This is a genomic window from Nonlabens xylanidelens, assembly GCF_002934445.1.
GTDB lineage: Bacteria > Bacteroidota > Bacteroidia > Flavobacteriales > Flavobacteriaceae > Nonlabens > Nonlabens xylanidelens.
Genome location: NZ_PTJE01000004.1, coordinates 134,731 through 161,283 on the forward strand (window position 1 = coordinate 134,731; position 26,553 = coordinate 161,283).

A 26,553-nucleotide genomic window follows, 5' to 3' on the forward strand; every position below is an offset into this window, starting at 1 on the left:
TTATTTTTTTTTAATTTTTTAAGCTCTTTGTAATGGCTTAATCTTAGGGATAAGTACCCAAACAGCAAACACAACGATTGCTACAAGTACAGCCCCTATAAGAAATACAAAAGAATACTTATCTGCTGGTAATTTTGAACCTATGTACCATGTTAGTCCTGCAGCAGCAAACTTTGCAGACATACCAGCTAGTCCTGATAGCGTACCAACCGATTTACCACTATATAAATCACTAGGTAAAGTTTGAATATTTCCTATCGCAGTTTGGAATCCGAATAAAACGACAGCCATGATTAAAACAGCTATTAATGGACTACCAGGATTACTTAATGATAATAATGCAGGAAGCATGATTGCACACCCTACACCTATAGTTGTTTTTCTTACCTTGTTAACATCCCATCCTCTATTAAAGAAATTCTTTGCTAACAAACCACCGAACCAAGCACCAATCATAGCACCTAGATAAGGTATCCATCCATATTTCGTAATACCTTCTATACCCACACCGAATACGTTTACAAGGTAGTTAGGTATCCAGACTACAAAAATCCACCAGATAGGGTCTATAGCCGCAGATGCTATAATAACACCCCAACTTTGTTTAAAGCCTAATAATTTACCGTAAGACATACTCTTAGGTTCTACCTCACCTTCTACAGTGGCAACTTCATTTTTCTGACCATTAAGAATACGATCTTTTTCCTCATCTGTAAGCCAAGGGTGTTTTTTAGGTCCAATTTTCACAACAACTAACCATGGTATTAACCAAAGAAACCCTAGTAAAGCGATAATCATAAAGATGATGTGCCAATGTAGTTTTTGTGCCATAAATCCAATAAGAGGTATCGATATTAACGCTCCAAAAGAAGCACCAAAATTAAATATACCTTGGGCGATTGCACGCTCATTAGTAGGGAACCACTCTGCATTACCTTTTGCAGCACCAGGCCAGTTACCAGCTTCAGCTAGTCCTAAAAGAGATCTCACAAATGTAAAACCTAGAACACCACTTACTAAAGCATGTAAACCAGTCGCTAGTGACCAAAAACCAATAGATAAAGCAAAACCAAAACGTGTTCCTAATTTATCAAAAATTCTACCGAATAATGCCTGACCTAAAGCATAGGCGATAATGAAATATGTACCAATACTTCCATATATTTTTTTTCTACCGTCTGCATCTAATTCAGGGTAAAGCTCATCAGCAATACCTCCTTCAGTTTCCCATAAAACAGAAAACGCCTGTCTGTCTATATAATTTATTACGGCTGCTAGGGCAATTAACCCTACTACCCACCATCTTAATCCTTTGACTTTCATAGATTATGCCTCTTTGTCTCCAAAATAAGATACACCACTACCATCTAAAAAATCTTCACGTACAGGTGCAAAAACATCAATTAACATCCCTTCTTCTAGGCATACTGCGCTATGTAAAAGGTTAGGTTCCATATAAACACCGTCTCCAGCGCTCACTATTTGCTTTACTCCATCAATAATAAATTCAAACTTACCAGCCGCTACATAAGTAGTTTGTGTATGAAAATGTTTGTGTGGCGCTCCTTCAGCTCCTTTTTCAAACTTTACTTGAACCATCATTATCTGGTTATCGTACCCTAAAAATTTACGAGAAACTCCACCTCCTAGATTTTCCCATTTCATTTCTTCTGTAAGAATGTACTTTTCACTATATCTTTTCATGACTTATAATTTTATTAATTGGTGTGTTCCATCCCAAGAATAGGATTTCCCGTTATATTCTATTGTATGATTCTTGTTGTTATCTCGCTTTCGCGAAAGCGTATATAAATACATAGCACCGCCAGCATTAAAGGTCACGATATCATAACCATCTTGCTGCTCATGCTTTAAGTTTGAAATTACAGATTTAGGATAAGTCACTGTCTCTTTAACAGGATCAAAGAATCCATGAGGCTCAATAACACTTGCAAATGTGTGACTAGTTTTATTCTTAGGCTGTCTTATTAAATACTGTCTCTGTAGGTTTATATTAAATTCAGGATCATTAGCACCAGTTTGGGTAATAAATAGTTGGGTACTAGCATCAGTAACACTAGTAATACTATAAAAACGTTGTGCTTGTAAGAATGAAAACTGAGTGTTAGTAGCATTTGATTTAGGAGAACCTTGTGCTAATACTTCTAGATGATTATAACCATTATCTTTTCCTAAAACCGTTTTGTTAACTGGTCTGCTATAATCAAATTGAGTATCTATAATATCACCAAAGAAAGGATAATTTAAATCCATTTGATGACTCGTTTTAGAATCGATGTGATACAAATCAATAAGGAATGGTCTGTTAGAAATTTCTGGTTCATTAATCATGGTTATAGAACGAGACAAGTTTGTACCATTATATGCTGTTGAATCTGCTGCTATACTTACTTGCAAACGTTCTCCACTCATATCTGTTTTTACAGCATGAGAAACATGTTCTTCAGAATATTTTACATTTCCTTTATATTGAGATTTCTCATCTAGAACAACTGCTCCATGTGCAATGGTATGCTGTGCATATGTTTTATTTTCTGGTAGATACCTACCACCTCTTTTAGTTTCTATATTTAAAAAACGTGCCGCACCATAATCTGGCATGATCTCGTTACCATAATCATATACAGATAAACTTAATCTATCAAAGTGTCCATGACCCATTCCTTGAGTAGAAAATTTAAGAACCGCCTGTAGTTGACCTGATGTATTTTGTGGACTGCGCATTAATGCAAGACCACCGCTTTTTCCTTCTACACCATCTGCTATAAACATACTAGGTCTGTTATAGAAATCTTCTGTATCGTCTGTAATAGCATTGGCAGCTATAACACCAGCGTCAGTGTATGATATTTTATTCATCATTTTAATGACTGGTAAAAGACTTGCATCTTTATATTGCTTATAAGCTATGTTAGTGGCAAAGACTACCTCATCACTTTCCCATGTCTTACTTTTAATGGCATCATTAATAGGATAAAATCTTCCTTGCTCATCTGTAAGTTGCAGTAATGTAGTTACCGCTTTTCTAAGAATACCATCTCTATGTTCAAAGATCTTAACCTCTGGTTCATTATTTTCAATAGCTTGAGCAAATGCAATAAAGGGCAAAATAGCATACCTATGGTAATAAGGACCTTCACTATAGAAACCGTCGCTAGAGAATAAATGATCTAGTTGTGCAATAAAACCAGTTTTACCATCTTTATTAGATCCATAAATAGATCTTTGTACCATATCATCATCTCCTAACACCATACCAGTCATACCGACAGCAGCTACAGACCATGTTCCATGATTGTGGATTTTATTAAAAACCTCATAACTATCTTCACTTAAGAATTTTGCCATAGGGCGTAATAAATCTTTTTCTATTTTTAAGCGTTCATCTTCGGTTAGATAACCACGAGTAAGATCATATGATTGTATCATATAAAAAAGAGTTACTGCCTCGTTAAGACCTTGCCAGTATAATTTACCGCCTGGATGATTCTCCTTGTCTTTAGGGTGCATACCTAAGGTAGGATACATATTTGCATATCCATCAAACATATTTCTTATATAAGTAAGCTTATCTTCTTGAGGATCTAAACTTTGAGATAATGCTACTTTATAAAGTTCGGCATAATTTTGTTTGTGTTTTTCATGAGAATAACCACCACCTGCATCTACTGGTTGCGGTATCTCTATAGGTGCAGTAAGAATAACATCTACAGATTGTGATAATTCTTTTAAAGTGTTTTTTACAACATCACTATTTGAGGATTTAAAATCTGCTATTCCATCGTCGCTTAAAAGCAATTTTGAACTAGAGTTAGTAGCCTCTATCGTTGTAGTATCACCACCTGCAGTAGTACTGTCCTCGCAAGAGACAACACCTAAAAGGCATACAATTAAAATTAATTTCCAATTCATAATCTTCTAGAAGGTTAATTGAGTAAAAACCAATAGTATTATCAAAAGATAAAGATAAATTGGTTGACCAATCTGGTTGCCCAAATTAAAGACAATAAATGCGAATTTGCAAATTAAACTATAGTTTGTTTAAGGAATTATAGACACAAAGGCATCTATCTTAAGAAAGAGATGTATTATTTGTGAAACACTAGGAATTAACTCATTAAAAATAAGAGTGTTTTAGCTTACTTTTCTTGACTTGTAAAAGATATTAAGTAATAATCCTGCAATGACCATCACCATACCTAAAATAGCCCATATCGTATAGGTTTCCATAAACCAGAACGCGCCTATAAGGACAGTAAAAATAACTTCTAGATATTTAAGAGGTGCAACTTGATTTGTAGATGCTATTTGAAAAGCTTTGGTCATAAAAAGTTGCCCTACAAAGCCTACAACACCTAGACTACTTAAAATAATCCACTCATTACCTTGAGGAGTCCTCCAATCATTGAGAGCCAAAACACCTCCTAGCAAAGTTCCTATCGCCATAAAATAATTAATGATTACAATAGGGTGATCTTGCTTACCTATTTTAGAAATAGTTACAAATACGATTCCCATTACCAATGCAGATGAAAATATCAAGACGAGACCAATTAAACTAAGGTCGTTATCAAAACCTTTCATTACTAACACACCAGAAAAAGCTAATAGAAAGAACAACCATTGAATAGGTCTTATTTTTTCCTTGAGCCATATCACAGCAAAAATAGCTGCAAATACAGGTGATAAGTACCTAAGTACAACGGCAGTCCCTACAGGTAAATACTTTAAAGAAAGAAAAAATAATATTAAAGAAACAGCACCAGCAATACCTCTAGTTACTAATAAACTTCTTTTATTCCCTAATATTGGTATTTTCTTATAAAGTAAGAACACCATAGTAAGAATTAAAGTCCCTAGCGATCTAAAAAACACTAATTCATAGGCACTGAAATCTATCAAATATTTTACAAGTCCATTCATAACTGCAAATGCCAGTGTACTGAACAACATGTAAACAATAGCTTTTTGTAGGTCTTTCACTTTAAATAAAATAAAACATCAATGATGTTGAGTTATTAATAATATACTAGTCAATTATACAGCCGACAAAACTACAACGTCTAGTTTTATTATGACTTTTAATTCTCTAATTAAATGGATAAAAATAAATAGCTTTGATAAATGCTACTTAAATTTAAGCAAACAAAAATCCCAACGAATTAACATCGTTGGGATTAAAGCAATTGGCTATTTCAATCTTCTATTTAGTAACCTGGATTTTGAGGTAATAAATTAGGATTTCTAGAAAGTTCATCTGCTGGAAGAGGCAATAAATAATCTTGCGCTGGATCAAATCCAGGAACAAGACCTTCATAACCGGTAGATCCGAATACCTCACTACCATTTCTTAATCTAGCTATATCATACCATCTTTTAAACTCAAAAGCTAATTCTAATCTTCTCTCATCTATAATAACATCTCTTAAATCATCTTGATTTAATCCAGATACATCTGCTGGAAAAGCAGAACCATTACCACTACGAGCTCTTGCCCTAACACGATTAACATACCCCATAGCTTCATCACTACCACCACTAACTTCATTTAAAGCTTCTGCTGCGATCAAAAGAACCTCGGCATAGCGCATAAAATGGTAGTTATGGCTAGAGTTTCTACCATTACCATTACCTGTTAGACCAGTAAATCTCGTGTATTTTGCTATATGCGGTCTATTCACTGCTCGAGAATCTAAACTTTGAAAAATCGTGAAAGAATTTTCTACATCGTCTACTATGTTAGTATCATCAAAACTCACTTCTTTTCTGTAATCATTATCATCCCAGTCATTATATACAGCTAGAGTAGGCACCCCTACTGACCAACCGCCACCTGTTACATTAGGTTCATATTGCTCATCACCTCTTATTCCTGTTAATGCTGGCATGTAATCTCTTCCATCATCACTAGGACTAAAACCGTTAAAGTCTAAAGAAAAGATAGGCTCTACAGAAGAATCTACTGCATCTGCATTAAATAAGTTTTGAAAATCAGGATCTAAATCTAAGTTGTAAGCACCTTCATTACTAATTACTTCAAATGCCCAATCATAAGCAGGCTGATGCTCTCCACGTGTTAAATAAACAAGAGCAAGGTATGACTGCGCTGCAGATTTTGCCGGCAGGGATCTTGCAGGTTGTGTATCTGGTAACCACTGCTCTGCAAATTCTAAGTCAGCAATAATATTTGCGTATACATCGTCAACTGAAGTCTTACTGATACTATTGGCCGCTTGAACATCTGTTACCGGTTCACTTAAATAAGGTATCGCACCAAATTGCCTAACGAGATGAAAATAGGTAAACGCCCTTGCAAAATATGCTTGAGCAACGATAGGGTTTTTATTCTCATCAGTATCAGCTACCAACTCTGCTCCGGCGATAGCGTTATTTGCAGCAGCAATAATTTGATACGTTCTATTCCAGTATCCTGAAATCATACCATTATCTGCAGGAACGTTGAATTGGTCATGCTCAATTCTTCGGGATGAGGTTGTCGGATCTCCTATGGCAACCATGTCACTACGAAGCATTAAGGTTAAGGACATCTTACGCCCCCAAAAATCTTCATGCAACATATGACCATAAGTTCCATTTACCGCAGTCTGAATATCTTGTGTTGACTGAAAGAATCCTTCTGGAGCAAGCAGTCCTACAGGTTCCTCTTCTAGATCTGAACAACCCAATATCGACAATCCTATAACTAGGAATATATATTTATAAGCTTTCATATTTCTATTTATTTTGATGTTATTTTATTAAAATTTAATATTTGCACTGAAGTTAAACGATCTTAATGTAGGATAGTTACCAAAATCAAAACCTCTCGTTGTATTTGAATCTCTGTTTGAAACTGAGCCAGCACCGAAATAACTAGCTTCAGGATCAAGACCAGAATAATTAGTTATAGTAAACAGATTTTGCGCACTAATTGCTAACCTAACACTACTGACCCCCATTTTTTCCACAAACGTATTAGGAAAAGTATAACCCACAGAGATATTTTTAAGTCTCACATAACTTCCATCTTCTAAGAATTGAGACGAAATTCTCTTTGTTCTTAAAGCAACACTAGGAATATTTGTATTCGTATTTGAAGGAGTCCAAGCATTTAAAATATCGGTAGAAGCATTAGAATCACCACTATTAAGTTGTAAAGCTGTTAAATTCATAATATCTCCACCGACCGCACCTTGAAAGAATATATTCATATCAAAATTCTTATAAGTAAAATTATTACTGAAACCAAAAGAAAAATCCGGATTAGGATCACCTAGAATTTTACGATCAGCTGTCGTAATCTCACCATCTATCATTCCATCTTCATTAGGTATATCAGTATACAAAGGATCTCCAGCTACAGAACCACTGAAAACTGCGGTTCCTTCAGGAAGAGCACCTCCTTGATACACACCTCTATATTCATATCCATAAAAAGCTCCAGTCGATTCTCCTTCTCTTAAAACATGAGTCTCATCAATATTAAAATATCCTGGAGAAGCGTCTAAGAAAATATCTTCACCATTAAGTAATGTGCTAACTTCATTACGATTTGTAGAGATATTAAAATCTGTAGACCAAGTAAAATTCTCACCAACAATATTCCTACTATTAATATTAAATTCAAATCCTTTATTATTAACCTCTCCAATATTACGTAAACTGGCGGTAGTCAAGAAACCTAGGTATTCTGCTTGACTGTCATCAGCAATAATTAAATCCTCTGTATCAATATTATAATAATCCGCAGATAAAGTTATTCTATCATTTAATAAACCTACATCTAGACCTACATTTGTTTGATAAGATGTTTCCCACTTAAGATTTGGATTTGCCGGCTGATCTGGAACCACATTATTAACTGCATCACCATTGATTACAGCATAAACGCTATTAAACCTAGCAAGCGATTGGAAAGCAGAAATCCCTTGATTACCTGTAGCACCATAACTTGCTCGCAACTTTAATTCAGAAATATTATTTACGTTAGCAAAGAAAGGTTCATTTGAAATTTTCCATCCAATCGCCCCAGAAGGAAAAACCGCATGCTTTTCATTTTCTGCAAAATTTGAAGCACCATCACGACGTATGGTAGCTGTTATTAAATATTTATCATCATAATCATAATTGACACGACCGAATTGCGACTGAATTTCAGAAACGGTTCTTGAAGATGATGGTATCAATTGAACAGAACCACCACCTAGATTGAAGTAAGAGAATGAATCAGAAATAAATTGCTGAGCACCAGCTGCATAATTCTGATTTGTTAAATTTTGATAAGAATATCCACCTAGTAAAGTTAGATCTCCTTTTCCTATTTCACGCTTGTAAGTAAGGAAGTTCTCACTCAATAAATTAGATCGTTTAAAACTACTTATTGCAGCTACTCCACCTACTCCACCAGCAGTAATAGTTAATGAAGATGGTCTGAATACTCCAGCAGTTTCATTTTCTGACTCATAACCTAAGGATGATCTAAAAGTTAAACCTTCAATTATTTCATAATTAAGAGACAAGTTAGCACGATATAAATCATTTTTGGTTTCATTAACACTTTGTGTTGCTACAGCAAATGGGTTGTCAATATCATCACCTACAGAATTCACTGTAAAGTTTCCATCTGTATCAAAGACACCTAAATCTGGTGCAAATCTAAATGAAGATGCAACTACATCATCTCCACCACCGTTAGCCAGATTACCGTTTGATTGAGTAGGTACACCGTTTTGAGTTCCTCTGCTTGCAAATAAATTCAGTCCTAATTTTAATTTGTCATTTACTTGAGCATCAAGATTAGATAAGAATGTAAACCTTTCAAAGTCAGAATTCACAACCACACCTTCTTGATCAAAGTAATTTGCAGAAGCATAGAAATTTATATCCTCAGTTCCTCCTGAGAATGAAAATTGATGTTGTTGAATGTTTCCATTTTGATAAATCAAATCTTGCCAATCTGTATTAGATCCATTTGAAACATATGCTGGATTAATTATCTGCTGATAAGTCGTAAATTGATCTGCATTTAATAAATCTAACTCATTTGCGGTTCTTTGGTTAGAATAATTAAAATTATATTCAACACTTATTTTTCCAACCTTACCTCTCTTAGTAGTAACAAGTACAACACCGTTAGAACCACGAGAACCGTAAATTGCAGTTGCTGACGCATCTTTTAACACCTCTATGGAAGCAATATCTGCTGGTTGTGGAAAATTAGCTCCTACAAATCCATCAACAACTATTAAAGGACTACTACTAGCGTTTATAGATGTATTACCTCTAATACGTATATTAATGGGCGCGCCAGGCTCACCACCATTATTTGTTTGCACCTCAACTCCTGCCGCACGACCTTGAAGAGCCTGAGCAGCATCTAATACTGGGAAAGCATTAAGTTCTTCTGATTTTACAGAACTAACGGCGCCAGTTACATCACTTTTTTTACGAGTACCATAACCTATAACTACTACTTGGTCTAGTAAAGCTAGATCATCTTGTAAAGTAACATTAATTACAGTCTGTCCGTTAACAGGAACATCTAACGTAGTGTAACCTATAGAACTAAACATTAATACAGCCTCTGCATTAGGAACTGTTATCGTATAATCACCATTAAAATCTGTAGATGTACCTGTAGATGTACCTTTTATAGAAACACTCACACCTAATAGCTCTTCTCCTTCAGTACTCACAACTTTACCTGTTATTGTAGAAGTTTGCGCATAGGTTAAGAATGAACCAAAAATGCAAATTAGCAAGAGTCCATATCTTAATAATTGCGGTTTGTTTTTTTGTTGCATAAGATTTTCTTTAAGTTGAAATATTTTAAGTTAGTTTTTAAAAAAATGTCCTACATCGTTTGCGAAAACCATGCGGCAGAGAACACCTCTTTAACGTTGTGATAAAATTAACTTAACCTTAGCGATCAATAATTCAGAAAAGGGTATACAAAAATCCGAAACCCTTAAAAATATAGGCTTCACGGTGAAAAATTTACATTTTCCGTAAATTACTCTGAGAATTTCTTTGAATAATTAGAAGGCGTTTCTCCATATGCTTTTTGGAAGCATTTACTGAAATATTTTGGGTTTCTAAACCCAACTTTATAACTCACTTCAGAAATATTAAGAGTTCCTAATTCAAGAAGTTGAGCCGCTCTTTTCATTCTAAAATGTTGAATAAATTCATTAGGAGTAAAATTAGTCCATGCCTTTACTTTAATAAATAACATGGTACGACTTACACCTAATTCAGAACTGAATGATGGAATATCAAATTGTTCATTAGGAATGTTCTCCTCGACTATAGCAATGGCTTTTTTAAGTAATTGCTCATCTACAGAGGTTACATTTATCTCCTCGGGAGAGAAGTCATTTGAAGAACCAAATTTTTCTTTCAGTTTTGCCTTACTATGCAGTAAGTTTTTAATACGTAATTGAAACTCATTTATATTAAACGGTTTACTTATATAATCATCTGCACCACTTTCTAGTCCCTCAAGTTTATATATTAAAGAAGATCTAGATGTTAAAAGAATCACCTGTATATGGCTAGTTCTAATATCCTTTTTAACATTTGCACATAGCTCTGTACCTGCCATCTTAGGCATCACCACATCACTTACTATTAAGTCTGGACTGTTTTTAATAGCTAGTTTAAAAGCGTCTTCTCCATTATCTGCTTCGATAACATTAAAATCTGGTTTTAATAAATTAACCATAAAAGAAAGTAATGAGTGGTTGTCTTCCACAACTAGTATGGTAGGCTTATCATCGTCACTTAATAGATCTAGATCTTCACTATTTGAAAATGTAGGAAGTTCACTTAACTGCGATGTATATTGAGATAGGTCGTCACTAAATTTAAAATCTTTTAAAATCTCATGATCTTCAAGGTGCTCTCTTCCCAATTTTAAAGCAACTTTAAAACTAGATCCCTGACCTTTTTCACTTTCTATGATTATCGTACCATGATGTAATTCTACTATGTTCTTTGCAATATTTAAACCTATACCGGTACCTTGATGGTATGGAGAAGGTTTTTCTCTATCTGCTTCTACCTCATAAAACCTATCAAATACTTTATCTTGTTCTACTGGTGATATCCCTATACCAGTGTCATTAATAGACACAAATATTTCTCGATCACTTTTAGTCACTTTAATATCAATGGCACCGCCTTTGTCCGTATATTTAAATGCATTAGAAATAAGGTTAAAGAAAACTCTTTCTAGCTTTTTTCTATCATAATAAACTAAAATCTCATCTTCTACAGACTCAAAGCTGTAGTCGTACTCTCCTACTTTAGCATATTCATTAAAACTAAGATAGATCTCTTCTAGAAATTTAACAATATTACCTCGAGCGCTTTGTAGCTCAAATTGATTTTGTTCTAGCTTTCTAAAATCCATTAATCTATTAATCAATTGTAAGAGATGATTTGCATTGCTCTCTACAACGAGTAATTTTTTGTACATCTTATTACTTCCCTTATAATCGGCAAGTAATTGCTGCAATGGACCTAAAATGAGCGTAAGAGGTGTTCTAAACTCGTGAGAAATGTTTGTAAAGAATTTTAATTTTGCCTCGTTTATACCGCGATCTCTTTCTTTCTGTAATTGCTCGAATTTAAGCTCTTGCTGTAATCGAGTTTTAGATTTTAACACGTTAAGAATAAAATAAATCGCTATCCCTAGGACTAACGCATATCCTAATAAAGCCCACCAGCTCAACCACGGAGTAGGTTTTGCAGCCACATCTAGTCTAGTAATACCGCTTTTTGCTCCATCTCCATTAATACCTCTTACTTCAAAAACATAATTTCCAGAATTTTGTAATGTATAGGTAGCCGCATTTTGACTAGTCGTATTCCAGTTTTCTTCTAGACCATTTAATCTATACTCATAAGTATTGCTCGATGCGTTATGAAAGCTAGGCATAGCAAATTCTATAGTAAAATTACGTTGATGATGATCTAGTTTTACCGCTTTCGCGAAAGCGATATTATCAACAACATCTCCCTCATATTCTAAGATCGGTTTACTGTCATAACCTGTAGAAAAACCAGTTATCAAAACTGAAGGGACGAAAGAATCTTTAAACAATCTAGCGGTGTTAAAACGTGTAATCCCAGATATACCGCCAAAGAGTAAATCGTCATTAAACAATTTAATGGCAGATCCATTGCTAAACTCGTTTCCGACCAAACCATCCTTTTTACCTTTAAGTGCAATTACCTTTTGTTCTACAACATCATACTGTAACACGCCTTGATTACTACTTAACCATAAATAACCATCTTTATCTTGTAGAATAGCGTGAATGGTCGTTATATCATTTCCTTCATAATTAAGAGGCACCTGATTAAATGTGTCGTTAGATTTCACAAAAAGTCCATGAGCCTTAGTACCTACCCATAACTTATTATCAAAAGACTGGAAGACAGTTAATATATTAAAACCAGCCGCTTGATTACTGTTGTACAAATAGCTTTTTATATTTTTATTCTCATCAAGAGCATTTAATCCATTTTCTGTTCCTATCCACAAAGTTTTATTATTGTCTAGCAATAAGGTTCTCACAATATTGCTACTCAAACCATTGTTTTTATTAAAAAATGACACTTCTGCATCTAGCAGGGTAGACACCACACCTATTCCTTTACCAGCAGTACCTATAAATAACTGGTCTTGATCTTTGGCAAAAGCATAAACCCCTGTACTAAGCAAAGAATCATTTATCGCAGCAAATCTATCTTCCTTTTCAAATGAGTTGGTATTGATATTATAGATTTGAAAACCATGAGATAAAGTACCGATAAACAATCTATTTTTATCCAGATAGCTGGATTTTATATTATCATCCAACAACTCACTATTTGCTGTGGTTAGATAAGAGAAAAGTTCTGTCTGTAGATCAAGGATATTTAATCCTCCTTGTTCTGTGCCTATAAATAAATATTTATCATTTGCTTGTAACGAGCTTACGACAGAATAGTTGAGACCAGACTTTTCACCATTGTTTATATAATTTCTAAAATTACCATTTGTAGCGTTCCAAATATTTGCACCTCCATAATAGGTTCCTACCCATATAGATCCACTAGAGTCTTTATGCAGTGATTTTACCAAATTTTTTGAGAGGCTATTTTTATCTTCTAGATTATTTTGGAGATGAGTTACTATGCCGTCTTCATAAATATAGATACCGTTATCGGTACCGATCCATAATCGTCCAGAATTATCCACCCTTAATTTTCTAATTTCATCAATCTTTTGAACTTTATTGATAGGATGTGGAACTATTGCTTTGGTATTTTTATTATAAATTAAAACCCCAGAGCTGTTAGTGGCAAGTAAATAATCATCTCCACCAGCAGGAATTAAATCTGATATATGTTCATCTTTAAAAACTGGTATTTTTTGGGCGTCATATTTACCTTTATTTTGCTTTATAATTAGCCATAGCCCCTTATTAGAAGCTACTAAATAAGAATCGTTTTCTAATTCTAAAACACTTTCTACTTTTATTGAAGAGTGATTTACATTAAAAACATCATTATAAAAGACATTTTCTTGAGGGTTATATATAGAAAGCCCCTTAGAAGTACCTAACCATATATGACCATCTTTTGTAGCGTAAACTTCTTGTATTCTATTACTTAGAATAGAATTAATTCCTTCTTGTGCAAAAAATCGAGTAAACAACTCTGTCCTAGGATCATAATTATTTAATCCATTATACGTACCTATCCATAATTTACCATCTAGACCTGTTTCTAATGATAATATATCGCTACTACTTAAAGAATTATCATTTCCATCTTCTGTTTTAAATACAGAAATTTTATGACCATCATAGCGATTAAGACCATCTCTAGTGGCTATCCATACTTGCCCTAAATTATCTTGTTCTATGGCAGTAGCGCTACTTTGAGACAGACCGTCATCTGTAGACAAATGTTTAAATTGAAAACGACCGGTCTGGGCAGTCGCAATACAAGAAAAAATAAATATAATGGCGCAAAGCGATCTACACATAAAGAGTAAAATAAGTTGGGGTTTAAAAATAGTTAAATAGTTTGATTTTAAACCATTTTACTGTAAGCTTAGATAAACTACTATGTAATAAGTTAGTTGTCTATTTTTTTATTTAATTCTTATTGATTCCAACGGTTACACAATTGACATTACTTATGAAAATTAGTATAAATGTATTGCGCAAATAGAAAACAAATTGCGACTTTTAGGTATCTAATTTAACTAGCGTTGCCGTGTTAAAAAGACAGGTATAGCGATTAATATCATAGAATACATACCACTCTTAAGATAAACACAGAAATCCCTGTGTTATCAAAATCAAATTATCTAATATAGGTTGAGGATTAATATCCAGACACTTTAATTTTTTTGAACAACCATTTTTTACCTTGTTGTTGTACTTCTGGGTACATCCAGTGGGCAGCATCATATGCGATCTCTATGGTTTTCTTTGCTTTTATCTCCTGTAACATAGCGGTAACAGAGCTGGCCGGAACTATATTGTCATTATAACCATAAGCATAATAACCTGGCGTTTTAAGATTTCTAGCAAAATTCACGATGTCATAATATCTAGCTACTGCTCTTTTTTCTTCTGTAAAATCAAATCCTCTTTCAAAAATTCTAGGCCAGCCACCTGCGCGCCCATTATTAAAACCATCTAGATCTGCTAGAGCCGGATAAAATGCCGCAATAGCATCTACCCTATCATCTAGAGCAGCTGTCATTATAGTAAGCGCTCCACCTTGAGATCCACCCATTACTGCTAGGTTATCACCATCAAATTTATCAATCGTATGAATAAAATCTATCGCTCTAATACAAGCAGTGTACACACGCTTGTAATAATACGCATCACGGTCGTCCATTCTATTCCAGTAATATTTATATAAAGCTCCTTTATCAAGGTTATCATAAACATCGCTGCCATATAAGTTTACTGGTATACCATGAATACCTATTTGTAAAGAAATAACGTCATCACTCTTATTAGTGCCTTTATAAGAACGCACACCTGCACCTGGAACAGTTAACACAGCTGGATAAATCCCTTCTTTTTTAGGCATCATTAAAATTCCATATATGTAAGACTTCTTACCGTGATTAAATCTTATATGATAAGCAAGGTTCTTATCTGTATCCTGCTCTGGAAGTCTTGTATACTGGGGATTCAGTTCTATTTTACGAGCTTGTCTTATCGCTTTTTTCCAAAAAGAATCAAAATCTGCTGGCATTTGAGTAAAGGTCTTGATATTATCCACATCTATTCCTGCTGTGGCAGTATTAGAAAAAGTCTTGCCATTCTCTTTATAATTTACCGTTAACCTTAAAAAACCTGGTTGATCCATCTTAATTCCCTCTATAGTACCATGACCTGTTTTAAGTGTAATGGTAGAATTAATAGTAGGTAACATTTGTTCTTCAGCAATGGTATATTGAACCTTTGCATTCTTTACTAATTTACCATATTTAAAAATAGAGATCTCAAAGTCTGCTCTTTCACCTACTTCATATTCATAACTATCACTTACCGGAGCGACTAGAATTCTAATAAGATCTTCTTTCTGTGATTGACACACTCCAGATAAACTTGACATTAATAGTACTAGTATAATATAAATCCTCATGTTAATAATTTTAAACTTGTTATAATTAAACATTCCATTTCACTTTCTCATTCCATAACCGATCATAGCTGTTGAGCATATTGAGCCCTATACAAAACCATTGTTAGTATGTAAAACATCGTTTCATCTCACTACATAAACCAGTAATAATTATAGATATGGATTTTGTGGGTATCTCGCTTTCGCGAAAGCGTAACCTTCAAACTACTTCTTCCTAGAATAATTAGATCCGAAAGTTTTAAATAACTTTCTGAACCTACACCTTCAATTACTCGGCACTTAACAAATATCGAATGTTTATATTTCAATAGTATCACATCGTATAAAAGTTATTACCATTGTATCTTAAATTGCTATTATTAGTTTCAAATCTCATGAATTACTAATATATTCTACCACTAGCCATTGAAATTTAAAACATCATTAAGACATATCTAGTAATCTTAAATAAAAACAGCCTTATCCTACTTAAAAAGTAAAGATAAGGCTGTGATTAACATCACTATTTAAGTGAACTTTATTTAACTAGAAACTGTATAGTTTCAGATCCTTGCGTTGCATTAACTTTTACAAAATATGTACCTGTATTTAAAGAAGTAACGTTTACTCTTTCTGTATAGTTAGTAACATTCATTACAACCTGACCAGTTACATTATAAACTTGCAAAGTATCCCACTGACCATTATCCATAGTAATAGAAATAAAATCTTGAGAAGGGTTAGGGTATAATTTAATAGTTCCTAAAGTAGCAGTAGACACACTTAATGTATTTCTTACACCAGGAGTACCTTGTTGCAAAGTACTTCTACTACCATAAGTAGCAGTAGCTCTATCCCATGCTGAAGACATATCGTTTGCTACATTATCAAATGTATTTGATTCCCAACTAGCACCTCCAGAAGTACCTTGAGCTGGCCAGCCTATAGGCGCAGTACCATAACCATAATCATAAAGCGCCTCGTCAATTACAAGACCAGTGTCAGAGGTAAGTATGATACCATCAGTTTCATTATCTGTTTGATCTGAATCGTTAAAAGAAGATTCATTATTGAATCTAGGGAAACTAGTACCCATTAAATTTACTGGACCACCTACTGGTGAGTCAAAACCATATGCATAAGCCACGTTTGTAATCCCATCATTAAGTGTCGCATCAGAAGTAGGTGAGAATACAGCATATGAACCTGGCGCTACTATTACTGAAGTAGTAATTTCATGAATACGGCTACTAGAAGATTCATCACCTATAGTCCATCCCATCATGTCAATAGGATTAGACGTAGTATTATAAACTTCAAACCATTCCGTGTTTGCTTCAGTACCGTCTGGGTCTATCATCATTTCTGTAATAACAATATCTCCAGCATTAATAGCTGCTGTACCACCTGCAGAGAAATTTGCTAATCCTGGAGTCCCTACAGCTCCATCTGTACCATAAGAAGCAGTGCTTTCTAACCAGTTTGCAGCAACATCATTAGAAGCACTATCTAGTGTAGAGGCATCTAACTGGTAACTTGTAAACTGTGGAGCACCTTGTGCTGGCCATGCATTAAGACCTGCATAGCCAAAACCGTAAAGAATTTCATCTATCAAAACTCCTGACGCTGTTTCTAGTCCGATACCATCGTCATTTGTAGATCCACCAGAATACGTTGTTTCATTGTTCCATGTAGGCCAGTCTGTTCCTACACCTGGAGTTGCTGGTCCACCTACTGGGCTATTGTAACTGTATACATATATAATATTATTTGTGGCAGCAGTCATACCGCCATTTAATAATACATCTGTACTATTTGCTAATACAGCATACTCTCCCGCTGGAACCATCACTGGTGTAGCAGAAGTGATAACGTGAGCTCTACCGTTACTAGATTTATCTAAAATGGTCCATCCATTCATGTCAATGGCAGTAGAAGTTGTGTTGTAAACTTCAAACCATTCTCTTACTCTCTCATCACCGTTAGGATCGATCATGATCTCTGAAACAATGATATCTCCTGGAAGTTGCGCAAAAGCAAACATTCCAAAAAGCATAGCTATTAAAGGTAATTTTGTTTTCATAAATAAATATGGATTAAATTAAAATGACACCAAAATAGTATAGCTTCTACAGCATGAACTGTATAGAGTAATAATCTTTTTTTTACTTAAAGCGGCATTTTAAACAATACCGCTTTTACTATATATTTTGATTTAAAAAATATTTTCTTTTTACAATAGAGCTAAGTCTATCCTGCTGGTCTAAAGTCATCAGTTACATCTACTGCACCAAATTCAGTAAGTACTCTATCAGTAACAATCAACCAATCAAAATTGAAATAAGCTGGTACTGCTGCACTACTACTACCTGGTGTAATTCTTAATTCAAAAACATTAGCTACACTAGACTGATTTGGAATAAATCCATTAAGTCTTACGGCGTGAAGTTTCCAGTTATTACCAGTATTTGCCTCAGCTCCTTGAAGACTACGTCTATTAGCAGAACCTGTACCACCAAGGTATATTTTAAATGCCATCTCAGTATCTTCAGTATTCATCCAGAAGTGTAGTACTGGATTATCACCGTAGTTACCAGCGTCTAGAATATTATTGAATGTTGCGCTAGTCGTAGTATCATGAATTTTTGCTCTACCTACTGTAGAACTAGTAGATGTGTTCATCTCTAGTGCATAATAATTGTTACCAGGAAATGGAGGTTGTGGCACATTACCATTAACTGTTACTACTGCTAGTGGATCTTTAGAAGCATCAATTGCAAAAACAGATGCAGAATCTGAATCAAATTCATATAATTGCTCAAACTGACCGTTAATATATGGTAAACCTGTTTGCGATATAGTACCACCTCCTTGAAAGTTAAGATTAACGTCTACATATCCAGTAACGATTGAAGTAGGCACATTAAATCTTACTTCTGTAGGTGTTTGTGTTGTAAAAACAACATTAGTACCATTAACATTACCATCAGTAATAAGGTTCATATCTTGACCTGTAACGATTACTTCATTATCACGAGTTAACACAGATGGAAAACCTCCTATTGTAGGCTGTGGAAGAATTACTTCAAAACCTGTTGCTATAATTGTAGATTCAGGGCCGGTAGAAGATAAATAGTTAATAGCTACATCCACAAATCCTACGTTATTAGGAACACGAATTACTAAAGCTTGATCTTCTTGAAATTCAATAACTGCTGGAGTACCTCCAAAAGAAACTTCTGTTACACCAGCTAGATCAGTACCAGTTAAATTAATAACAGAATTCACATCGCCTGCCGCAGGTAAAGTATTAGTCACTGCAGGAACAGGATAAGTAACTGTTAGACCGTCTGCGCTTTCAGCTTCTTTCCCTTGCTCTGTTACGATCTTAATCACTCCACTCGTTGCATTATTAGGTACTTGAATTTGTAATGTTTCACCTGTAATTCTAGATGTAATAACTGCTTCAACATCATTGATATAAGCTTCTGTAGCAAAGTTCAAAAATGTACCTTCTACTGTAACAATAGAGTTTACTGCAGCTGTACCAGGTGAAAAAGAAGTAATGGTAGGCTGTGCCGACTGGATCTCCTCTACTGTTTGGTCTATCTCAACATCTGCATCACAAGCGATAAACACTCCAGCAAATATGGTCAAAACAACAAGTAATTTGTATATGTTTTTCATGATTTGAATTTTTAATTTCCTATTTAATTAATCCGATATTCTTTTGATCTGTTCCTGCATTTAAAAGCTCAGAATTACTTTTTAATGAGAAAGACTCTAAACTATCCCACTTAGGGTTAGTTCTTAATATATTATTATCTGAAGCGCCTCCCGTGATTTTCACTTTACCGCTATTATAAATAACACAATTTTCAATTTTTTGATTAGCACCTTTTAACTGAATGATACTTTCAGTATTTCTAGAATTATCAATGATTGAATTTTTAATGCTAACATTTTCTATTCCTTGGACTTTTATAATTCTACCTTTTTCAGAATCATCTACTCTATAAAAGACACAATGATCTATTAAAAGGTTTCCACCAGTAGTCCCCAATTCTTTACCTTTTCTAGAATAGTTAATTGCAAACTCTTCTATATCTGTAAACGAACTGTTGAAAATCATTATATTTTCTGCATTATACTTACCGTCAGAACTTTTTTCATAAGAAAGATTCAGACCTCTAAAAGCGTTCTTAATATGTGTATTTGAAAAAGAGATTGTATCTGCCTTAGTACCTTTATAAGCTTTATAGACAGCGCCTCCATCAGAATTATTAAAATTATCCAACCTTACATTGTGAACAAAAAGGTTATAAATTTGAGTAGTAGCATTATTAGGAGAAGTAAACGCATACTTCACAGCATCGTTTCCTTCATTAGCACCGTCGATACTAACATCTTGAACAGTCAAAGACTTTGAACCATCCATTCTAAAAATATATTGAGGTGTTTTCTCTACATTTTCAGCTATCTTAATAAATGTTTTATCTATCCCTGCACCTTTAATAGTAATTTCATTGGCTATTTTATTCCCTTTAGAAAGAGAGTAAATACCTTCTTCAAGAATAATTGTAGTGGGACCTATCGTATTTTTAATTGCTTTTTCTAGCGTACGTTCTCCTGGAGCGACTTTAACAACCACTTCAGACACCTTCTCAGCAATAGCTCTCATCTCTGCTATACTGATAAAACTTACACCTGCTTCAGACACTAAGGCCAATGGTGGCTTAAAGTTACCTGGTACAACTGCACCAGCTCTCAGATTAGATCTAAGAGTTCCTGTAGCGTCAACACGTACTTTAGGTTTCGTTTTTACTCCTACAAGTAATGAATCAAATTCTCTAGACGGCACAGCAATACCATTAACCGCAGTCATCTTAAAATCTATCGTCTTTATTCCTTTAAAATCCTGAATAACAAACGTACTTGCGACATTACCGTCCATATGAATACCAGTTACATCTCCAAAGGCAGCTGCAACTAACGATCTATCATCACTATAAAAAAGATTATTTAAAAACTTAGTATTCAGTGGTGCGGCATCAGCTCCTTTTCTGGAATTAATTGCTAGTGCAACTGGTGCAGAGTTAATGATAGTATTGTTTTGAATAATACCGTTTTCAACCTGATGGTAGCCATTCAACTCAGTATTAGGAATTCCATTCATGATAACTAAAGGTGCTCGATATTCCTTTCCTTTTATTCCTATTAAGATGTTATTCTGAACGATATTACCTTTATTAATCATTCTGATACCACCAGACTTAGGTACATTGTTACCTATAATGACGTTACCATCAATTAAATTATTATTACCATGACGTAGAGTAATAGTCCCTTCACTTCCTAGAATTAAATTGTTACGTACAATGTTATTCCCAGATTTAATAGAGATAATTTCTATTTCACCATTACACTTTTCAAAAAAATTATTCTCTACTATAGTACGAGAAGATTCCATCGAGTAAGTAGAAGTACCTATACGTATAGTCTCGCCACCATTAAACCCTAACGGTATGCGTTCACCAAAATAATTATGGTCAATCCTATGTTGATTATCGGCACCATTTTTAAGTCTAACAGCTACCGTAGGTCCCTTATTAGTTTTACCTAAAAAAGCACAATGATCTACTCTATTATTCTTACCATGTAATGCTACATAATAAGAAGTAATATCTCTTTGCTCTGGTCCTACACCTATTATGGCACAATTAGTCAGTCTACTATATCTCGCAGGCGTATCTGAGTCTGCCTCAAATCTGATGACATTATTTTTTCCGGTATCTCCACCATCAAACCATAATCCATGAACCTCTAGATAATCTCCTCCTATTCTCAATGAAGAGCTACCTGTTAATTTTACTTTACCAGGTGTTTGGGCTCTAAGAACAACTGGTTTATCAGCAGTACCATTAGATTTAAATTTAATGTCTATATCACGCCATTCTTGATCTGCCATGATAATAGTATCACCTGGCACAGCTTTTTTAATAGCTGCATTAAGAGATTGAGAATTATCTACTGGTATATTTTGCGCTTTCGCGAAAGCGAAACACAAAACAAACCATATGATTATGTTAACTCTAATCTTCATTAATAACCTACGTTTTGTGCAACTGACGGATTTAAATCGATCTCATACTGAGGAATAGGAAGCAAAGTCTGAAACTGTTGAATAGGCGCAGTATTGAAAAATGGTGCGTCTGGATCATTGTATTGAAAATCTGTTGCAAAGTGATTATTCATTACTGTAACAGCTCTATTATTACGAACTAAATCAAACCATCTGTGATTTTCAAATGCAAATTCTTTACGTCTTTCCTCTTCTAGCGCTAACTTAAATTCAAAGAAAGTATCCACATCTGTTGCAACTGCGTCTGGTTGGTTTGCTCTATTTTTCACAAGGTTTAATAAATCTACAGCTTCTGTAGTTGGACCTGAATTTTCATTGATTGTTTCAGCAAGAAGTAAAACAGCATCTGCATAGCGGCTGATAACCCAGTCGTTAGGAGCGTCATCTACATTACCAAAATCAGAATTATATTTACTGATGAAACGTTCAAAATTTGTATTACCAACATTATCAACCCATGAAGTTGAAAAGTTAACACCAGCTCTAGGATCATTTGCAGCATAAAGAGATTCCATACCTTCTGTAGGAACGTTAAACTCATCTCCACCACCGAATACTACAGAATTTTCACTCGCTCTAGGTGAGAATAAATTTGCAAATGGAGCACCTAAACCTACTAGGCCTGATTGATAACGAACTGCAAAGAATATCTCGTCATTCATTTCATTATTGGTATCAAATACATCTTCATAATTATCTAACAGACGTCCACCACTAGAGGAAACTACATCACGTAAAACAATCTCTGCTCTTACTTTACTATCACTAGTCCCTAATGTTAGTAATGCTTTACCTAATTCTAAACCTGCAGCCCATTTGGTTGCTCTACCTGCTTGATCAGAACCATAACTGTCCGGTAAATTGTTATAAGCAAATTCTAGGTCTTCTATAATAACTGTATAAGCCTCTTCAATACTTTTACGCTCTAGGTTTCTAGCCTGAGAAGCATCAACTGTTTCTGTAACTATAAATACACCACCGTATAATCTAACTAAATTAAATAAAGAGTGACCTCTTAAAAATCTTGCCTCGCCTTCATACTGTGCTGCAAGAGTTGCATCTTCTACTACATCTATCGCTTCAATTACGTGATTACTTAAACCTATAGTTTTATAAGATGCTCTCCAGTAGCTAGAAGTAAATTCATTTAATGGGTTAGAAACGAACTGGTCTAACTGACGGTAAGGTACGTTTGCATTTTGTGAATTATCAAAACTTAATTGAGTATTATCACTACGCAATTCTGTAACCACCCATTCATCAAATTGTTTTTCTTGTAAAGAGTTATAAGCTCCTATTATACCAAGATTTACCTGATCTGCATTGGCATAAAAACCATCAGCACCGATGTCTGATATAGGTTCTAAATCTATGGCGTCCTCACATGAGTGTAATGCAGTTGCAATTACTATTAAGGCGGCTATTTTATAAATATATGTCTTCATCCTGCTACTTTTTAAAATGTAATATCAATTCCTACTGCAAACTGTCTGCTTAATGGGTCAGCACCTCTCTGGTATCCAGAAACTAAAGGTGAAGCATACTGTCCTGACGTACGTACTTCTTCAGGATTATTACCATAATAATCATCGGCAAAAATGTAAAATAAGTTTTGTGCCGAAGCAAAGATTCTAAAAGATTCAATACCCATAGACTCTGTTACTTTATCTGTAAAAGTGTAACCTAAAACAGCTTCTCTTAATGCTACATAACTAGCATCTTGAATTAACTGATCTGTTGCTGTCCACTCACGACCTACACGACCAGTAGGCTGACTAGCTGGTACGTCTGCATGTACCCAACGATCTTCTAAGAAGTCTGCATGTAATGCTCTAGTTTCAATATAGAATCCATCACCATAAAACACTTCAGCACCATGGCTACCTTGTAACAAGAAGTATAAGTCAAATCCTTTATACTTAAACGTGTTAGACACACCCCAAGTAAAGTCAGGGAAAGGACTACCTAAAGTAGTTCTATCTGCTGTTGTTATAACACCATCTTCGTTAATATCAGCTACTCTTATTCCTCCTGGCGCGTCTTCTGCAGAACTAGGATTTGCATCAATTTCTGCTTGACTTTGCCATACACCTATAGATTGATATCCATAAAACTGAATAGCTTCTTCACCTACTCTAGAAATGTATTGATCTTCTCTTTCTCCGTTATTAATAAATTGCTCTTCTCCACCTAGAGATATTAATTTATTACTATTAGAACTTATGTTACCTGAGAATACCCAGTTAAGATCACCAAAATCAAAATCAGTAGAAACTGCAAATTCAATACCTTGATTTTGAATTTTACCAACATTATTTATGAAATTATCATGACCAGTAGCAAAAGAAACATTTTGATTAAGCAATAGATCTTTTGTGATCGAATAATAATAATCTGCAGTAAATCTTACCCTTTTATCTAAGATAGCTGCATCGATACCTAAATCGTAAGAATCTGTTTGCTCCCAACTGATACTTCTGTTTGCAAGAGTATTTCCACTCTCTGCAAGACCAGAAACAATCGCTCCAGGTCCATCACCTAATGAATAGTTTGATGGGAATAATAAGTTAGTAAATGAATAGTTGTCAATATTATTATTACCTACAACACCATAACTAGCTCTCATTTTTAATTGATTGAAGAAAGGAACTTTTTCATTGAAAAAATCTTCATTATGAATATTCCATCCCGCACTAGCTGAAGGGAAGAAACCATATCTATTCTCAGGACCAAATAAAGAACTACCATCTGCTCTAGCAGCAACAGAAATCAAATATTTGTTATCATAATTATAGTTTACACGAGCAAGACCAGAAAGTAAACCTATCTCTTCTTTAAGAGTAAATGTATCATTTGCATCAATAATAGTAGCTGCATTAATTGTCTCAATAAAGTCTGTTGGGAAATTGTTACCCAAAATGCTTGAAGTTTTTAAGAAAGTATACTCATAAGTACCACCTGCTAAAAAGTCAAAATTATGATCACCAGTTTTGTAGTTATAATCAAATGTATGCTCAGTTACTACACGGTTTCTTATGCTATTCACATCTTCACCAAAAGACTGCCCATTACTATTACCTTCAGATGTTCTAAAACGCTCATCAACTCTTAATCTGAAATAAGCACCTACTCTACCTTGATAATTAAAATTCTTTGCAATTTTCCAATCTAGCTTACCATCTGCTACAAAACGGTATTCATAACGTACTCTTTTATCTTCTAATAATCTAGATAATGGATTGTTATTACTAGAACCCCAAATACTAGACTGTGTAAAGTCTTGTTGTTGACCTTCGTCATCTACATAACTTAAATCTAAGTTTGTAAAATGTCTAGGGTGTGCATAACTACCTACAGGCTGTCCTGTTAAATTACTACTGAACTCATTGTGATAAGGAGCAAAGAAATTATAATTTCTAGAAAAATTTGAGAAATCTAATGCAGTACGTTGCTGTCTAGAATAAGAAGGTCTAAAGTTAACACCTAACTTCACCTTGTCGTTTAATTTAGTATTAAAACGTGCCTGAAGGTTCAACGCTTTATAATCCATACCTTTTACTAATCCTTCATCCTGTATATACTGACCAGAGAAATAGTATTTAGTTAAACGACTACCACCACCTACATCAAATTGATAATTCTGTATAGTCACATCATCTGCCTTAGCCTCTTCTAACCAGTCTGTACCATCTGTACTCCCACTTGTTCCTTGAGCAATGATACGACGAGCAAGTTCTAAATTAGAAAAACCAATTGAAGCTGGATCACGACCTTCACTCAATGCAGTTGCATTTTCTGCTATTTGTCTTTCATTTCTTGTTAACTCAGTAAACTCAGTAGTATTTAAAATCTCAGGCAATCTTAAAACAGATTTTACACCTGTAAATGCTTTGAAACTAAACTTAGGCTCACCGTCTCCATCTTTAGTAGTAACTAAAATAACACCGTTAGCACCACGAGAACCATAAAGAGCAGCAGAACTAGCGTCTTTAAGAACCTCAATAGATTTAATAGAACTAGGATTGATAAACTCTAACGCATCTGCGATAGGAAAACCATCTACCACTATTAAAGGTGTACCACTAGCAGTAATAGAAGATAAACCACGAATACTAATCTCTGGGGCATCACCTACTTGACCTGATGTGTTCTTAATTTGCACCCCTGCCAACTTACCTTTTAAAGCGTCACCTACACCTGAGTAAGTTAATTCATCAAGGTTTTCATTTTTAAGCTGACTTACAGAGTTAGTAAGGTTACTTCTGGAAGACTTACCGTAAGCGACTACTATTACTTCATCTAAAGTTTCTTCATCTTCTTGCATGATGATTTCAAATGTAGTTTTATCACCTACAATAATGTTTTGAGTCTTAAAACCCAAAGAACTAATAACCAGAACATCTTCTGGACTTGCCATAATTTTAAATTTCCCATCTAAATCTGTAACAGCAGCTCTATTGGTATTTAAAATTTGGACAGTAGCGCCTAAAATAGACTCTAAATCTGCTCCAGATGTCACAGTACCAGTGACTTCCTTACCACTTTGCGCAATCGATATAGTGGGTAAACAAAGTAAGCAGAAAATAAAAAGTATCTTTCTCATATTCATTTTTAAAATATTTGTTAAGACACTTTAACTTAAAATCATCAAAATAAGCATCACATTCTTATAAAAAATGCGCCTAAATTGTTAATTTCGCTATTAAAGAGTCTTACTCTTTTTGTTGATTATTTTAATTTTC

At 34.4% G+C, this 26,553-nt stretch carries 13 protein-coding genes; all 13 read right to left on the reverse strand.

Annotated features, from left to right (window positions below; genetic code table 11):
• Positions 1 to 18 precede the first annotated feature (18 nt).
• A complete protein-coding gene (locus tag LY01_RS10170) occupies positions 19 to 1,323 on the reverse strand; it encodes an MFS transporter (protein WP_104515745.1) in 1,305 nt (434 codons plus the stop codon).
• Between the two features lie 3 nt (positions 1,324 to 1,326).
• On the reverse strand, positions 1,327 to 1,704 hold the full coding sequence (locus LY01_RS10175) for a cupin domain-containing protein (protein WP_104515746.1): 378 nt from the start codon (positions 1,702 to 1,704) through the stop codon (positions 1,327 to 1,329).
• Positions 1,705 to 1,707: 3 nt separating this feature from the next.
• A complete protein-coding gene (locus LY01_RS10180; protein ID WP_104515747.1) occupies positions 1,708 to 3,933 on the reverse strand; it encodes a heparinase II/III domain-containing protein in 2,226 nt (741 codons plus the stop codon).
• A gap of 222 nt (positions 3,934 to 4,155) precedes the next feature.
• Complete coding sequence (locus LY01_RS10185; protein WP_317044700.1) at positions 4,156 to 5,004, reverse strand: DMT family transporter; 849 nt, start codon at positions 5,002 to 5,004, stop codon at positions 4,156 to 4,158.
• Between the two features lie 224 nt (positions 5,005 to 5,228).
• Positions 5,229 to 6,752, reverse strand: coding sequence for a RagB/SusD family nutrient uptake outer membrane protein (locus LY01_RS10190; RefSeq protein WP_104515748.1), 1,524 nt, complete (start codon positions 6,750 to 6,752; stop codon positions 5,229 to 5,231).
• Between the two features lie 27 nt (positions 6,753 to 6,779).
• Entirely contained in the window at positions 6,780 to 9,824 is a 3,045-nt protein-coding gene (locus LY01_RS10195) for a SusC/RagA family TonB-linked outer membrane protein (protein WP_245890692.1), read from the reverse strand.
• A 209-nt stretch (positions 9,825 to 10,033) separates the two neighbouring features.
• A complete protein-coding gene (locus LY01_RS10200; protein WP_104515749.1) occupies positions 10,034 to 14,062 on the reverse strand; it encodes a hybrid sensor histidine kinase/response regulator transcription factor in 4,029 nt (1,342 codons plus the stop codon).
• A gap of 344 nt (positions 14,063 to 14,406) precedes the next feature.
• Positions 14,407 to 15,690 (reverse strand): acetylxylan esterase, encoded by a 1,284-nt coding sequence (locus LY01_RS10205; protein WP_104515750.1) that lies wholly within the window; start codon positions 15,688 to 15,690, stop codon positions 14,407 to 14,409.
• 517 nt (positions 15,691 to 16,207) lie between these two features.
• The gene (locus LY01_RS10210; protein ID WP_104515751.1) at positions 16,208 to 17,752 is read right to left on the reverse strand and encodes a lamin tail domain-containing protein; all 1,545 of its coding nucleotides are present in this window, start codon (positions 17,750 to 17,752) and stop codon (positions 16,208 to 16,210) included.
• Between the two features lie 167 nt (positions 17,753 to 17,919).
• Complete coding sequence (locus tag LY01_RS10215) at positions 17,920 to 19,356, reverse strand: IPT/TIG domain-containing protein (RefSeq protein ID WP_104515752.1); 1,437 nt, start codon at positions 19,354 to 19,356, stop codon at positions 17,920 to 17,922.
• Positions 19,357 to 19,375: 19 nt separating this feature from the next.
• Entirely contained in the window at positions 19,376 to 21,772 is a 2,397-nt protein-coding gene (locus LY01_RS10220) for a polysaccharide lyase 6 family protein (protein ID WP_104515753.1), read from the reverse strand.
• Positions 21,772 to 23,256, reverse strand: a complete 1,485-nt coding sequence (locus tag LY01_RS10225) for a RagB/SusD family nutrient uptake outer membrane protein (protein WP_104515754.1) — start codon at positions 23,254 to 23,256, stop codon at positions 21,772 to 21,774. The genes LY01_RS10220 and LY01_RS10225 overlap by 1 nt, the downstream gene beginning before the upstream one ends.
• 11 nt (positions 23,257 to 23,267) lie before the next feature.
• The gene (locus LY01_RS10230) at positions 23,268 to 26,414 is read right to left on the reverse strand and encodes a SusC/RagA family TonB-linked outer membrane protein (RefSeq protein ID WP_170034597.1); all 3,147 of its coding nucleotides are present in this window, start codon (positions 26,412 to 26,414) and stop codon (positions 23,268 to 23,270) included.
• Positions 26,415 to 26,553 lie beyond the last annotated feature (139 nt).